This is a genomic window from Ferdinandcohnia sp. GQ5 (assembly GCF_059759275.1).
On the sequence record NZ_JCAXEW010000001.1, the window covers coordinates 184,644 to 199,334 of the forward strand.

Annotated in this window: 16 protein-coding genes; 4 read left to right on the forward strand and 12 right to left on the reverse strand. The window is 37.2% G+C overall.

Translation table 11 applies throughout. From position 1 onward, the window contains the following. Positions 1-18: 18 nt before the first annotated feature. Positions 19-567 carry an isochorismatase family protein gene (locus AC6CHV_RS00855; protein ID WP_498077885.1) on the reverse strand — a complete coding sequence of 183 codons (549 nt, stop codon included), beginning with the start codon at positions 565-567 and terminating at the stop codon, positions 19-21. Between the two features lie 191 nt (positions 568-758). Between AC6CHV_RS00855 and AC6CHV_RS00860 the strand changes: the two genes are divergently transcribed. Further along, positions 759-1,046, forward strand: coding sequence for a hypothetical protein (locus AC6CHV_RS00860; RefSeq protein WP_498077886.1), 288 nt, complete (start codon positions 759-761; stop codon positions 1,044-1,046). A gap of 47 nt (positions 1,047-1,093) precedes the next feature. On the opposite strand, the gene AC6CHV_RS00865 is transcribed toward AC6CHV_RS00860, so the two are convergent. Further along, positions 1,094-1,372 carry a DUF1292 domain-containing protein gene (locus AC6CHV_RS00865; RefSeq protein ID WP_341331698.1) on the reverse strand — a complete coding sequence of 93 codons (279 nt, stop codon included), beginning with the start codon at positions 1,370-1,372 and terminating at the stop codon, positions 1,094-1,096. Between the two features lie 420 nt (positions 1,373-1,792). Between AC6CHV_RS00865 and AC6CHV_RS00870 the strand changes: the two genes are divergently transcribed. After that, complete coding sequence (locus AC6CHV_RS00870; protein WP_498077887.1) at positions 1,793-2,674, forward strand: EamA family transporter; 882 nt, start codon at positions 1,793-1,795, stop codon at positions 2,672-2,674. Positions 2,675-2,716: 42 nt separating this feature from the next. Here the strand turns inward: AC6CHV_RS00870 and AC6CHV_RS00875 are convergent, their stop codons facing one another. The 3 genes from AC6CHV_RS00875 to AC6CHV_RS00885 form a co-directional block, all read right to left on the reverse strand. Continuing rightward, a complete protein-coding gene (locus AC6CHV_RS00875; RefSeq protein WP_498077888.1) occupies positions 2,717-4,306 on the reverse strand; it encodes a long-chain-fatty-acid--CoA ligase in 1,590 nt (529 codons plus the stop codon). Between the two features lie 147 nt (positions 4,307-4,453). Further along, positions 4,454-5,128, reverse strand: a complete 675-nt coding sequence (locus AC6CHV_RS00880; protein WP_498077889.1) for an N-acetylmuramoyl-L-alanine amidase — start codon at positions 5,126-5,128, stop codon at positions 4,454-4,456. A 125-nt stretch (positions 5,129-5,253) separates the two neighbouring features. After that, entirely contained in the window at positions 5,254-6,060 is an 807-nt protein-coding gene (locus AC6CHV_RS00885; RefSeq protein WP_440273459.1) for an RDD family protein, read from the reverse strand. A 101-nt stretch (positions 6,061-6,161) separates the two neighbouring features. On the opposite strand from AC6CHV_RS00885, the gene AC6CHV_RS00890 reads away from it, so the two are divergent. After that, positions 6,162-7,142 (forward strand): stage II sporulation protein M, encoded by a 981-nt coding sequence (locus AC6CHV_RS00890; protein WP_498077890.1) that lies wholly within the window; start codon positions 6,162-6,164, stop codon positions 7,140-7,142. On the opposite strand, the gene AC6CHV_RS00895 is transcribed toward AC6CHV_RS00890, so the two are convergent. The 6 genes from AC6CHV_RS00895 to AC6CHV_RS00920 all read right to left on the reverse strand — a co-directional run bounded on the left by AC6CHV_RS00895 (position 7,120) and on the right by AC6CHV_RS00920 (position 12,964). Next, positions 7,120-8,475 (reverse strand): DUF58 domain-containing protein, encoded by a 1,356-nt coding sequence (locus tag AC6CHV_RS00895; protein ID WP_498077891.1) that lies wholly within the window; start codon positions 8,473-8,475, stop codon positions 7,120-7,122. The genes AC6CHV_RS00890 and AC6CHV_RS00895 overlap by 23 nt on opposite strands. After that, positions 8,426-9,355: an AAA family ATPase gene (locus tag AC6CHV_RS00900; protein ID WP_498077892.1), complete on the reverse strand. Its 930-nt coding sequence runs from the start codon at positions 9,353-9,355 to the stop codon at positions 8,426-8,428. Before AC6CHV_RS00900 ends, AC6CHV_RS00895 begins: the two co-directional genes overlap by 50 nt. Further along, a complete protein-coding gene (locus AC6CHV_RS00905; protein ID WP_341331690.1) occupies positions 9,352-10,479 on the reverse strand; it encodes a DUF4350 domain-containing protein in 1,128 nt (375 codons plus the stop codon). Before AC6CHV_RS00905 ends, AC6CHV_RS00900 begins: the two co-directional genes overlap by 4 nt. After that, complete coding sequence (locus AC6CHV_RS00910) at positions 10,466-11,119, reverse strand: DUF4129 domain-containing protein (protein WP_341331689.1); 654 nt, start codon at positions 11,117-11,119, stop codon at positions 10,466-10,468. Before AC6CHV_RS00910 ends, AC6CHV_RS00905 begins: the two co-directional genes overlap by 14 nt. Before the next feature lie 13 nt (positions 11,120-11,132). Further along, positions 11,133-12,047: a hypothetical protein gene (locus AC6CHV_RS00915; RefSeq protein WP_341331688.1), complete on the reverse strand. Its 915-nt coding sequence runs from the start codon at positions 12,045-12,047 to the stop codon at positions 11,133-11,135. Positions 12,048-12,241: 194 nt separating this feature from the next. Continuing rightward, entirely contained in the window at positions 12,242-12,964 is a 723-nt protein-coding gene (locus AC6CHV_RS00920) for an NAD-dependent deacylase (protein ID WP_440273464.1), read from the reverse strand. Between the two features lie 99 nt (positions 12,965-13,063). Between AC6CHV_RS00920 and AC6CHV_RS00925 the strand changes: the two genes are divergently transcribed. Beyond that, positions 13,064-13,558, forward strand: coding sequence for a YfcE family phosphodiesterase (locus AC6CHV_RS00925; protein WP_498077893.1), 495 nt, complete (start codon positions 13,064-13,066; stop codon positions 13,556-13,558). Positions 13,559-13,560: 2 nt separating this feature from the next. Here the strand turns inward: AC6CHV_RS00925 and AC6CHV_RS00930 are convergent, their stop codons facing one another. Further along, entirely contained in the window at positions 13,561-14,676 is a 1,116-nt protein-coding gene (locus AC6CHV_RS00930; RefSeq protein WP_498077894.1) for an FAD-dependent oxidoreductase, read from the reverse strand. Positions 14,677-14,691: the final 15 nt, after the last annotated feature.

Below are 14,691 nucleotides of genomic sequence, written 5' to 3' on the forward strand. Positions count from 1 at the left end.
CTCCAGTAATTGAACCGCTTAACGTACTTCTGCGCCGATGGAATCTTTAAAATGGCCTAATGCCCATTCATGACCAGCCTGGTTGAAGCTTGCAACCGCTGAGCTATGAATGACAATTTTAAAGCCACGATTATAGGCATCAACAGCCGTATGAAGTACACAAATATCTGTACAAACACCTACGATATGAACTTCAGTGACTCCACGCTCACGTAATTTGATTTCGAGATTGGTGCCTGCAAAAGCAGAATATCTCGTTTTATCCATCCAGTAAACATTTGAATTGGTTTGTTGCTCATTAAATACACGTTGTAAGTCACCATACAGCAATCTTCCTGATGTATCCTCAATATTATGAGGTGGGAAGAGTCGTGTTTCAGGATGGAATTCATCGCCTTGTTTATGAAGATCAATTGCAAATACAACAAAGTCATCATTATTTATAAATTCTTCGGTGATGCGAACAATTTCTTTTTCAATTTCTTGACCTGGTTTGCCACAAGTCAATGCGCCATCACTAGCCACAAAATCATTTGTATAATCTACATTTATCAATGCCTTTTTCATATGATTTCCTCCTTAATATGAACATTCTCTTTGTTTCATATCATAACGATTCATCCAGGTCGATGTTACCTCTAGTGGAAAATTTTATTAGGCTATAACGTCCATTTTATATGAAGTTTGTTTATTTTTGAATAGAATTGCACTTTTTTGTAGAATCTTAAGTATGCAATTTGGTTAATGGAGCTGTGTACATGTTTAAAACAATTACTGAGCAGGATTGGGTTTATGAGTACATAAGTAATAGGAAAAAACCACTTCCAGTAGTCCTAGGGACGAAAGGTACATGGACAGGAAACAGGAACCCAATGATTATTTTAATAGGATTTACCATGATGGATGTTTTAGTCCTTGGAGATTTGTACGGTGTAGCACATCATCCCGTAAGGAAAATGAAAACGAAAGAAATTATTTACTATGCCATTAATATCATTGATAAAAAGAAGGTAAAAGAAATTATCAAAGAATGGAATGAGGAATAGAAAAATAACTCCACGCTTTCACGTGGAGTTAGTGGATTGTTTTCATTTTAGTCTTCGTCTAATTCCTCGTCGAAAATCTCATCGAAAGCTGAAGACACTTTTTCAAATTCCTCATCACTATCAATTGCAGAAAAATCGCCCTCTTCATCGATTTTCAAAAAGAAGATATCGATATCATCCTCAGTATCCTCTTCTAAGTCTTCAAGAAAGCCAACTGCTACATATTCAGTCTCTTCAATTGTAACGACACCAAGAACTTCTACATCTTGCTCCTCACCAGTTTCATCACTAATTGAAAATACTTCTCCAACTTTAATCTTATCCATATTAGAACCCTCCCCAAAAGTTATGTACTCTTTTATCTTTCCAGTGAAAAGATAAAAACATACCTGTACACATTAATAATACGCGATTAGGAAACAATAATCTTGTGATTAGTTTTGCAATCACAAAATATCAATGTGGAGGGAAATACGATGAATATTCTATTTCGCTTATTCCCAGAGTTATTTTTTACATTCGTAAAACTAACAATCTCGATAAGAAGATTAACTTCTAAGATTTTGAATTTGTTACGAACTCCAGCTCTAGCGTAGGAAGGATATTCAATCAGTATGTTCAATTTCTCATTGATGATGAAAGAGGTAAGCACATCGAGCTTGCCTTTTTCTTTTGAATTTAGTTAGAAAAATACCGTTTATAAACTAAATTTATGATATGATGAGGAAAAAAGTGGGAGTAATAATATGAATCCATATCTATTTGCAGTTCTTGTTGTGACCACTACTGCGTTAATGGGCTCATCATTTGCGGTTGGTAAAATCGGATTGAATTATGTGTCGCCTCTTCTGCTTGTTGGATTACGTTTTACAATTGCTGGTATTCTTATGGCTTTAATTATTTGGAGAAAGCCACTCCCCAAAAAAGTACTAGATTGGCTACGTATTTTTACAGTCGGTTTTTTTCAAACAGCAGGTGTTATGGGCTGTATTTTCTTAAGCTTACGAACGATCTCTGCTGGAGAATCATCAATTCTCACATTTAGCAATCCATTACTCGTTGTTATTTTAAGTACCGTCTTTCTTGGAATTCGCTATCAACTCTTTCATTGGATTGGGGTAATCGTTGGTTTGACAGGAGTCTTTATTACACTAGGCTCTCACCTTCATTTAGAAGTTGGAATTCTATTAGGCCTTGGTGCTTCATTATCGTGGTCAATTGGAACGTTGTTAATTAAAAAATGGGGAGCCCGTTTTAATATTTGGGTATTAACGGCTTATCAGATGCTCTTTGGCGGCCTTCTTCTTCTCTTAATGAGTTTTACACTTGAAACACCTACTATAACAATAGCGCCTACATCAATTTTTATTATTTTATGGCTTGCAATCATGGCTTCAATCGTGCAATTTGCCATTTGGTTTTATTTAATAAATATCGGTGACCCAGGGAAAACTTCAGCCTTCTTATTTCTTGCCCCATTCTTCGGAGTATTATTCGGATGGATCCTTTTAAAAGAAGTAGTAGAATGGTATGTCTATGCTGGTTCACTGTTTATTTTTCTAGGCATTTTTCTAGTGAATTGGACATTTTCAAAGGATAAAAAAATAGTACAAAAGCTTGGTGCATGAAAATACCCCGTTTTCCAAATTAGGAAAATGGGGGATTTTTAATTAATTAATAAATTTTTCTTTTTCCTGCCAGTATTCTTTGCGAAGATGTACTTTTTGAATCTTACCAGATGCAGTTTTTGGTAATTCAGTCTTAAAGACAATCTTTGTAGGAGCTTTGAAATGTGCCAAACGACTGCGTGAAAATGCAATTAACTCTTCTTCTGTTACGTCATAGCCATCGCGTTTGACCACAATTGCCTGTGGTGTTTCACCCCATTTTTCATGAGGAATGGAAATAACTGCAACCTCTAAAACCGCAGGATGGTCGTATAGAGCACTTTCAACCTCAATCGAAGAGATATTCTCACCACCACTGATAATAATATCTTTTTTCCGGTCTGCAATTTCAATATTTCCATGTGCGTCTATAATCGCCATATCTCCTGTATGATAATAGCCATTTCGAATGACTTCGTCCGTGCCTTCTTTGTTGTTTAAGTATCCTTCCATAACAGTGTTACTGCGTACGATGACTTCGCCAATTTCCTTTCCATCTTGAGCAACATCTTCCCCAAATTCATTAACAACACGAACGTCGGCTCCGATAAATTCATAGCCAGCTTTTGCTTTTAAACGATATTTTTCACTTTGGGAAATATCATACTGTGTATCACGTATGATGGAGGTTGTAATCAATGGTGCAGCTTCAGTCATGCCATACACTTGGATAAACTCCCACTCTAGCTCTTCTTCTACCCGTTTAACGAAGGCTGGTGGTGGAGCTGAACCTGCGATTACAATTCGTACATCTTGGTCCTGTTTTGGTATCTCATTTTTGGCAGCATATTGTAATAATGTATTTAAAACAGTTGGTGCCATATGCATCACGGTTACTTTATAGGTATCTATTTTTCTGAAAATCTCATCAGCATTAACCCTTCGTAAGCAAACCTGTGTCGCACCATTTGCTGTATAGTAAAAAGGTGAGCCCCAGCCGTTCACATGAAACATAGGTAAAATATGTAGTAATGTATCATGGTCTGATACACGAAGATGGTGCATGGTTGTTAATGCATGGAGGTAATTACTGCGATGTGAAAGCATAACGCCTTTTGGCTTTCCAGTTGTTCCACTTGTATATAATAATGTCGCAATGTCTTGCTCATCCATATCCGGTCGCTCAATTGCTGTTTTTTCAAAACGTGACAGCCATTCCTCATAAGGAACAGTCCATTCTGTTTCCCCATTTTGTCCATGGACAATGATCGTTTCAACTGTTTTTAGTTTTTCGCGAATGGGTTCAATGTTTCCGATAAGCTCATGATCGACAAACAATATTTTTGTTTCACTGTGGTTTAGTATATACTCGTAATCCGTTGGAATTAATCTTGTGTTTAAAGGAACAATGATGGCTCCAATTTGAAATACACCATAAAAACCCTCAAACATTTCAGAGGTATTCGGAGCTAAGTACGCAACGCGGTCTCCTTTTTCCACACCAAGATGCATTAATCCACGTGAAAGCTGGTTCACTCTTTCGTTTACTTCCTCATACGTAAAGCTTTTGTCATCATCAATTAAAGCCGTTTTTGCACCATATAGTTTGACAGCTCGATCTAAGAATTGTGATAAAAGCAATGGCACGTACAAATGGATCTCCCCCTTAAGTAAGTTAAAACAAAGCGTGTATACGTTTTCATTATAAAGAATATTTCCAAAGTTTTCAAACTATTTCAAATAAAAAAGCCTATACTCTAAAGGCAAATTTCCTTTAAAAAGTATAGGTTTACTGATAACTCAGAATCCGATTCTAGACCAATCAAATAATGAGCCAGAATCTGTTTTTCTTCCCGGAGCATATTCATCATGGCCAATGATATGGCGTCTGTCATGTAAAATCGATGTATTTCTTTTTACTATGTTATGTACCAAGCGGTTAAGTGATTGATATTGAGCATCCGTATATCCAGCTAATGATGGTTCAATTTGATTATAGATGTCTTCGGGTATAATTGCTGTCATTTCTTCTTTTGTTCCCATCGCAATGAGTTCGATGCCTATTGAATATTCATTCATTTTATTTTCATACTCTGGAAAATCACTCAAACTTCCCTTTCCAGCATGATAAGCAACCCTATTCTCAGGGACTAGACTATAGATTTCTCCGTTTCGATCAATTAAATAATGAACAGAAACATTATATTCCTTAAAAAGAGAGTAGACATCATCTACATTATAAGGATCTTCGGGCTTGAGCGCGGCATTGCTAATAAAATGAATCATAAGATGTGTGATTTGTTTTGTACGATCCTCTGAAAGATCGAGCGGTAATGATTTATTTGTTGTAGCAATGATATCTTCTGAACCCACCTTTACCTCCGTATTTTCAATTTTTACTTCCTTCGCATGTGCTGAACACCCCGAAAAAAGGCTGATGATTAATAGTCCAATGCTAAAAGTTTTCCATTTCATTTTCCGAATCTCCTGTGTGATCTTAGATCCTAGTATTTTGGGTCATTATACCTACTCGCTAGTTGAGTAATCTGTAATATTTATTATACATAGGATAGCTTAAGATGTCAGTCTAAAGTAGGAGATTAAAGTTCGAATTCCCATTCGTCCTTCATGATTAAGTATAGGACTAATAGCTCATTTTCTAATTGTTCATATGTTTTTCCTGCTATTTCGATTCCTGCCTTCGGCAGTAAAATGTCTGCAATTTGTTTAGTTCTTCTGTCTTTCACATCATTTTTCAATTGTAAAAATCGATTGCAATATGTTTGTAGCAGCTTCCATTCCTTATTTCCAAACGATTTTAATGTCCATTGATCAACTGTAAGAGAATTTTTTGTAAGACCTCTTTTCCAAATCTCTTTTTCAAGTGGACTTTGTTTTTTATGATTTTTTGCTCTTCTTTCGTGGATAACGATAGTACCGGCAACTAAATCGCCAATACGCTTATGTTTAGAATGAAAGAAAACCATTATGATTGCTACAAAATAGGCTGCTGGCATGGAATCAATAATCCGAAGAAAATTACGAATAAAGCTTGATAGCAATGTAATACTATGTCCATTTTCTTGGATAACTCGAATTCCAACGACTTTTTTTCCAATCGTCTTCCCTCCTGCAAAAAATTCAAGCAGAAAAAAATAACACCAGTTTAAGATAAATAAAAGAATGATTGTAATGGCGATTGGTCCCGAAGAAAAACTTTCTCCGAGCAACCAAAGATCAGGGCTACCATGTAAAATAAGTAATAGAGTAAGTAAAACAAGAAGACTTGCCGTTGTTAATATTAATGTATCTAGAAAAAAAGCTGCAGCTCGGCTACCCACCCCTGCTAACTGAAATTGGATGGAGACAAACTCAGGTGTTTTTATATTGGTCTGTTCTTGATTCAAAAAGACCCCCCCTTTTCTAGGTAGTTTTTTCATATGATGTTTCTATTTTTCTCTAAAATTACTATAATAAGGATATTGCTATTTCAAGAGGTGATTACATATTGAACATGAAGCAATTTGTCAATCAGCATCGAGATGAATGGAAGCAGCTTGAGCAATTGATTTCCATCCTACATAAGCGTCGAAAATCGCGAAGCAGTACCGAAATTAATGAGTTTCATAGACTTTATCAAAAGTGTGCCGGGCATCTTTCGTATAGTCAGACCTATTTTCCAGACGAGGAGATTACGCCTTATTTAAATGGTCTTGTCTCGAAAGCCCATAATCTCCTGTACAGAGATCAAGTATCCAGTTTTCAACAAATTCGTTATTTTTTCAGTACGAAATTTATTGGTCTTTTACTTGAACAATGGAAATTTGCGGTAGCTGCTTTACTATTATTTACTTTAGGTGGTGTAGGCAGCTTTTTTTCAGTTCACCAGGATCCCCTTCATATTTTTTCCATTTTACCAGCAGAAATAGCCCAAGGAGTTGACCCAGACTATTTAGGAAGTGCAGATGGTGAAGTGGATTCATCCTTAATGTCCGCTAGTATTATGACAAATAATATTCAGGTTGCCATCCTTGCGTTTGCTAGTGGTATCACTTTTGGTCTCTTAACCGTCTATATATTAATCTACAATGGCATTATCGTCGGTGCTTTAGCTGGATTATATTGGCATTATGGGAAAACGTATGATTTTTGGGCATATATTGTCCCTCATGGGATGATTGAGCTTACAGCTATCTTTATAGCAGGTGGCGCTGGATTGTTAATGGGCTATAAATTGCTGGTTCCTGGCAAGTATACAAGAAGCTACCAACTCAAATATCAGGCAAAACGCTCTGTGCAGTTGCTGTTAGGTACGATTCCTTTATTTGTAATTGCCGGAATTATTGAAGGGTTTATCACACCTGCTGCGATTTCACTTGAAGCTAAGTATGCTGTTGCATTCATAACGGTTATTGGATTGATTCTTTACGTTGTAACAGGAAAACTCTTTTTATTAAAAAAAGAAGCTACAGCAAGTTCCGATTCATGATATTGATATAATAGGAAACAGCAGTAATTGCTAATTTATCCTCATCGGCCTCAACCATCATGAGGCCTTGTTTTTCCCATTTTTGTTTCTCCTTCTTTTTCACGAGCATCTGTTGCTGTGCCATACTTTTTAGCATGGCTGATTGGACAGTAGTAGGATTCTCATCTATACGTTTGTTTAAAGTAGCATCCTGGATACCGACCATTAGGAAATAATGCCTTTGTCTAAGCTTTCGTAAATAGATTAACATGCTTTCTTCCCTTAAAAATGTATGTATATCACTAAACAACAAGAGAAGACTTCGCTTTTTCTGCATCGTTTCCAAATAAGATAAAACAGCCCCATAATTTGATTCTGCAGCATCTACTTTCACACTATAAATCGCATGCAAAATCGTTTGGAGATGTGCCATTCCTTTTCCGGCTGGGACAAACACCTTTACATCTGTTGAAAATGCTAAGAAAGAAACATAGTCCCCATTTTGTAGTGCAGCTGTTGCAACTGTAATAGCAGATTCCATCGCTCTCTCAAGACGATTTCCCTTCTTTAACTCAGCCCCCATCATTCGCCCACAATCTAATAAAATCGTAATATACTTTCCATGCTCTGGTTCGTACTCATTCGTCATCACTTCTTGGAGCTTTGCGGTTTGCCTCCAATTGATTGTTCGGGGGTCGTCTCCTACGACATAACTTCGTATTTTTGAAAACTCGCCAGCACCTGTCTGCTGTTTCCGGATTTTGACCCCTTCATATAATAAAAATTTCTGTGCATTTTTAAGATATTGCCTTGTTTCGGATAAATCTGGTATAACCTTCACTTCGTTACTTATCGTAAATGTGAATTGTTTTTCCCATAAGCCTAGGTAGCTTTTGTAACGGAAATATATTTTGTTCATTTGATAATCACCGCGCTCCATAGCTCGTGTAACATAAGTGATTCTAGAAGTTGTTTCACCAGATATCCTTCCACTAATCAGAAAAGGCTGAGTAAAGGAACCAGGAATGCCATCAATTAATCGGTATGATAGCCCAAATGTCGAATGATTTGTTACTTCAATATCGATAGAAGTGGGAAGCCCCCGCTCTATTTCAGCTTGTAGTTTACGTTTTGCAGCAAGCTGTTTTTTGTTAGGTGAAAACAACAAATCTACTAAGCTTCCTATGATCATAAAGAGATTTAACCCAATCATCAGCTCCCATGAAAGTTTTGAGAGACTTAAAAAAAAGCCAATAGAAAGGATTAGTAATAAAATAATCAATCGTTTTGTGGGTAAGATGCCTCTATCTAGGAACAGGAACCGATCCCACCAGCTCTTCAATGATTTCGTCAATAGTGATTCCCTCCAATTCTGCATGTGGAGATAACTGAATTCGGTGTCTAAGTGCAGGTTTTGATACGACTTTTACATCGTCAGGAGTCACATAATCTCTTCCCGCTAAATATGCCCATGATTGTGCAGCTTTTCCGATTGAGATTGCTGCTCGGGTACTCGCACCAAATTGGATCGTTTCGGATTCTCTCGTTTTCCGAACAATCTCGATTATGTAATTTAAAACGCCATCACCTAAGGTCACTTTTTCAATTTCCTGTCGAATCGAAACAAATGTTTGAAGGTTAAGGACATTTGTAGCATCGTATTGAATGAAACTTTGTTCAATTACTTGTTTTACTATGTTTTTTTCTTCCTCAGAAGCTGGAAAATCAATATGTAATTTAAATAGGAAACGGTCTTGTTGGGCTTCAGGCAAACGATAGGTACCCTCAAATTCAATTGGGTTTTGGGTGGCAACAACGAAGAAAACGTCAGGTAACGGATAGGTTTCACCCTGAATGGTTACTTGTTTTTCTTCCATTGCCTCTAATAGTGCTGCTTGTGTTTTAGCCGGCGTACGGTTAATTTCATCAGCTAAAAGGATATTTGTGAAAACAGGCCCTTTTAATGTTTCAAAACTGCCCTCCTTCATGTTGTAAATCATACTACCTGTAATATCACTAGGTAAAAGGTCAGGTGTAAACTGTATTCGTGTAAAATCACCACCAAGTAAGTTTGCAAGTGAGCGGACCATTTGTGTCTTCCCAGTCCCAGGTACACCTTCAATTAAGACATGGCCTCCAGCTAATATGGCAGATAATAAAAGTCGTAAATTGGTATTCTGACCTAAGATTCGTTGCTCGTATTTCTGCAGTAAGGATGTAAGTTCTAATCTCATCCTTTCTCCACCTCTTTTCTTAATTCATCTAAGTTTCTTGACCAGATCAAATAATCTTGTTTAGTTAGTTTTTCATTTTGTAAGATTTTTGTAAGTTTGATTAGATATTGCTTAACATCACTTTCATTTTTTTGGGACCATCGGTGTGTAAGCTTTGACGAAAGGTCTGTCCAGTCCCGATGAGAAGGAAATCCCCATTTTTCCTGAATTAGCTGTTTCACATAATCTGCTTGAATGTTTAACGATTCATGATAGTACCGGCCTCTTATATACCATGCACTTAAAGCTTGAATACCTTCATCACTAAAACGTACATTTTCCTCGCGTGGGACAATCACTTGTCCAAATCGTTTTCCTCTGTTCCAAATCCAAAGCAGGACGATTAATCCTCCCTGTAAAAGCAATACTAAAAACCAGCTAGGGTACAATGTTGTCAAATTAGAAGCATTTTTGGGACCATGTACATACTCATCAAAGTAATAAATAGATGCCTCTTTATCCTCAATTAACGATAGTACTAGTGGGATATGATCATAGTCTGATAGATTGCCATTCAACATCCACTCTGGTGTAATAGTTGTAATCAATTCACCTTCTCCCATTTTTTGGCTTGTTGCAATTACACCAGCTTCATCCTTTAACAGCACCTTTTCATTTTCGCTTGGAATGATACGGGCTGTAGCCTGAAAAAACGCATCAAATTCTACTCCGTTTTTATCTTTTATCGTGATTGCCTCATCGAGAAAAGGGTCAATATCTGCTGGAAGAGTCTTAATATCAAACATTCCTTTAGGATTTGACTTAAACAAAATCAACTTGTTTCCAGCCTCAATAAAATCTAGATAGCCATTCATTTCTTCTTGTTCAGGTGTAAAGTATGGCTCCACCATGATCAAAACTTGTTTCTCATCTTGTTTTGTGAGTAGGTTTGGGGAATGTGACCATCTTTTAACGGTATTGTCATCATTTAAATATGTATAAATTGCCTTTACACCAGTTGGAGAAGGAGAATCAGACACGTAATGTGGATACGCTTTTGGGTTATGGGATTCAATAAAGTAAGTTAATAAGAGTAGGAGCGCAATAAGCCCAATTAAGGGAATCCATACTTTAGTTTTGCGCATGATTGTTCTCCCCTCCTCCTTTTGCTTCTAGCCAGATAAAAGCTTTTTTCCGAAATTGACTATACTCGGCTCTAGTAAGCTCATATTCTCCATAAGTAACTTCATCAAACACAAGTGCTAAATCATAAAACTGAACAGCCCACAATTGATTTACTTTGCGCAGTTCATCATAATACTCCCAATTTGTTTTCCATACCCTTGCCTCAAGCCATTCTTTTTCATGAAAAAATAAGAGCAGTGCAAGAAACAAATGGCGCGTTGCAGGTGAAAAATGTTCATTTTCTTCATGCTTGATTGCTTCACGCAAATGCTTTTGATACGTCCAGTTAAGTTCCTCAGCTGAATGTAGAGGCTTATGATTACTATACTTTGACTTTCTTGTTTGATTTCGTACAAGTAAAAAGACCGCAATACCTACTAATAAAATAGCAGCAAGAATAACCAGGATTAACACCACCTCCGCGGCACCACTTCCTGATTCAATTGCTGGGAATAAACTTTCTAGTAAATCGGCGAGCCATTGTTTTACTTTATTCCACCATTCCTGAAACACATTCCTGGACTCGTCATAGTAAATTCGGTATTCCTTTTCATTTAGTATCTCATCAATCCGATCTCTTGCATCATTTATTTGTGCCATTGTTGATCACCACTTATCTAGGTTCATTAAAACCCTCAATCATCTCATCCAAGTCCTCTGCATCATGTCTGACCCTTGCATCAAGGTACATCACACCATATCCTACGGCAAAAAGTAAGGTCGTAAAAATGGTGGTTAAGTTAACAATTACAGTTAATAGAACACTGTTGCCCATAAAGATTCCGAAAGTTGCTTCAACGGCAAAACTAATCGCACTGATTATTAAAAAGAAAACAATATATAGGCAAAAAAGAACCCATCCACGTTTTTTTGATAAATGCCAACTCCTAGAAAATCCAGGAGACTCATAGTCTAGTATGACAGAACCAAAATAAAAGCCCCAACGTGTTAGTAAATATCCGGTTCCAACGAACAAGCCTAGACCTAATACTATTGCTAAAATTATCCCGAAAATATGTACTGCAATAGCACCAAATATCCCTACCGGTACCAATATCATGATGGAAACAAAGAAGAGACCAAACACAATTAGACCAAATAAGATATTACTTCCGAGCATTGGCCAAAAGCGTGTAAAAGCTTTTTTTATAACCGAACTTATTGTATATTCCTCATTTTTACGAATATGGTTTAATGCAATTAGAATTGCAGCTTCTGCAACAGGAAACAACAATACACCAACAAGACCGACAAACATAGTTCCTAATGCTCCGCCAAAGCCAATTTCCTCAGCAACTACTGTTTCGTCAAAACTATTTAGTACTTGAGTAAACCAATCATCTCCAGGGCCAACTTCTCTAAAAAAGCTTGTTCCCGAAGCTAATAAGATAAGCGCTTCAAGTAAATATACAGGTCCCATGAAAATAAGTAAGATTGTAAAAAAGTCACGAAATCGACTTTTACTCAAACTAAACGTAAGATCAAGAATTTCCCCAAATCCCTTAGGTCGTGAAAATTTTGTGTTCAAACTGACATCCCCCTGTTATCGTGTTGTAAAAATGGAATTGCTAATATCGCCTATTTTAACATTATTCTGGAAAATATTCTTTATTAATTTAGAAAAATTTTCTAGTTGGTATAAATGGATATTATTAAAGCCTGACCCCATTATTTAGGTGTCAGGCTTAATAATATCTAGGTATTAGATTAACGGTGATAGGCTTATTTTGCCCTCATAATCTCGTCAGTTTTTTCCAAAACTTCCTTTGCATTACCTTGGATATTAAGGTCAAATTGATGGTAGCTGTCTAACCGATCTTTATTAATTAACACAGTTTTTCCATTTGTCATGGATGGAAGTTCATTTACTGGGTATACTTCTAAGCTCGTTCCAATTATGATGACTAAATCTGAAATTTGAATATTTCTTAAAGCATTATTCCATGCTTGCTCTGGAAGCATTTCACCAAATAAAACGATATCGGGTCTAAGTTTACCACCACAATTTACGCATGTGTGCTTGGATAAAAAATCAGTTTCGTTTGCTGGCCGGCCACATCCATTGCATCGAAAGTTACGAATTGAACCATGTAGTTCAGAGACATTTTTTGAACCTGCAACTGTATGAAATCCATCTACATTTTGTGTTGCTATCGCTTGGATAAGTCCTGTCTGCTCCCATTCCGCGAGAAGAACATGTCCCTTATGGGGATAACATTCCTGAAAACCTCTTATTCTTGCGCAATAAAATTCATGAAACAAATCATAGTTAGATTCAAGAGCTTCTATTGTGGCCACAGTCCGCGGATCAATCTTTCTCCACCATCCTGATTTAGAGCGAAAATCAGGAATTCCACTCTCGACAGACATTCCTGCTCCAGTTAGCACAGTTGTAAATGAAGAAGACCTCAAATATACTGCTAGCTTGTTTATTAAATTATCCATCCGGTTGCCCCCTTTTTATTTAGATTGTACTATGCTTTCTTTCCTCTACAAAATCTAAAAGGTACAATAGATAAAAATAGAAGCGAAGGATTGATATTCATGAGGATTGCCGTAATTTCAGACACACATATGCCAAAAAGAGCAAATAAACTACCGGAAAAATTAGTAGAAGGTGTACGTGGTACCGGCTTAATTATTCATGCTGGAGACTGGTCGACAATTGAGGTTTATGAAGAGCTACAAACAATCGCTCCCGTTATAGGTGTACGAGGGAACATTGATCCACCCGAGTTACCATTTGGGGAGAAACTAATGATTGTAAAAAAAGGATATAGAATCGGAATTGTTCATGGTCATGTTGGTAAAAAGAAAACTACACCAGATCGAGCCTATGAAGCTTTCCAAGGTCAGAAATTGGATTTGATTGTGTTTGGGCATTCACATATTCCCTATAAACAATACCATGGTGAAACATTACTTTTTAATCCAGGTTCCCCAACTGATAAACGTTTCCAGTCAGAGTTTTCTTATGGAATTGTTACACTTGGAGGAACACTGGATGCGGAGCATATCTATTATAAACGCAAGGATTAATGTTACTTAATAGCACCTGAAATCTCATAGAGACTTAAGTCAATTTCAAGTGTTTTTCCCATGGCAAGTTTCGCCAATTCGCTACCTAAAAATGGGCCAACTGTTAATCCGGAAGCACCGAGTCCATTAGCGGCATAAAGATTTTCGAAGCCAGGGATGCCACCAATTACTGGGAGAAAGTCAGGTGTAAATGGTCGAAAACCAACTCTTGTTTCTAATACCGTACCCTCAGATAACCCGGGAGCAATATTTAAAGCTTTATCTAAAACTTCATGAAGTCCACCGGCGGTTACTCTGTAGTCCATTCCTTTATCATTTTCATGTGTTGCACCTACAACAATCTTCCCTTCATCAAATGCCAAGATATATTGATCATTTGGTGGCATGACAACTGGCCAATTGTCTGTGTTTGAATCTTCAAGATCTAAGTGAACGATTTGAGCTTTCTGTGAGTAAACTTGAAAATCAATACCGAGAGGCTGAAGTAAATCATTTGCCCAAACTCCTGCCGTTACAATTATCTTATCGGCTTCAATTATTTCATTTTCTATTTTTACACCAATTACGTGTTTATCCGTTTTTACGATACTCGCACTCCCATTCCGTTCAATTGCACCGTAATGCTTGGCAGCTCGTTTTAATGCATTTCGAAGCTCCCTTCCATTCACTCTGGCAGCCCCACTTATGTGTACAGCAGAAAATTCTACAGATAATGGCGGAAACAATTCGGTTGTCTCTGTGGAGTTTAAACGTGTAATTTCTCCAATTTCCTGAGCATCTTTCCGACGGGTGTGGGCTCGCTCTTCCATTTTATCAAGCTTGTTTTCATCTAAATGAAGACTAATTGCTCCTACCTTTTTATAACCAGTATCAGTCTCACCTAATGCTTCAAGCTCGCTTATTAACGTGGAGTAATATTTTGCACCTGCTTTCGCTAAACTGTACCATGCTTTATTTCGACGTTGGGATAGCCATGGACAGACAATTCCCGCCGCAGCATCTGTTGCTTGACCTTGATCCTTGCGGTCGACAATGATTACTTCTTCACCCGCTTTTGCCAGATGATAAGCAGTTGATGAACCAAGTATCCCTGCTCCAATAACAAGATATGATGTCATTATTTCAAAATCCCT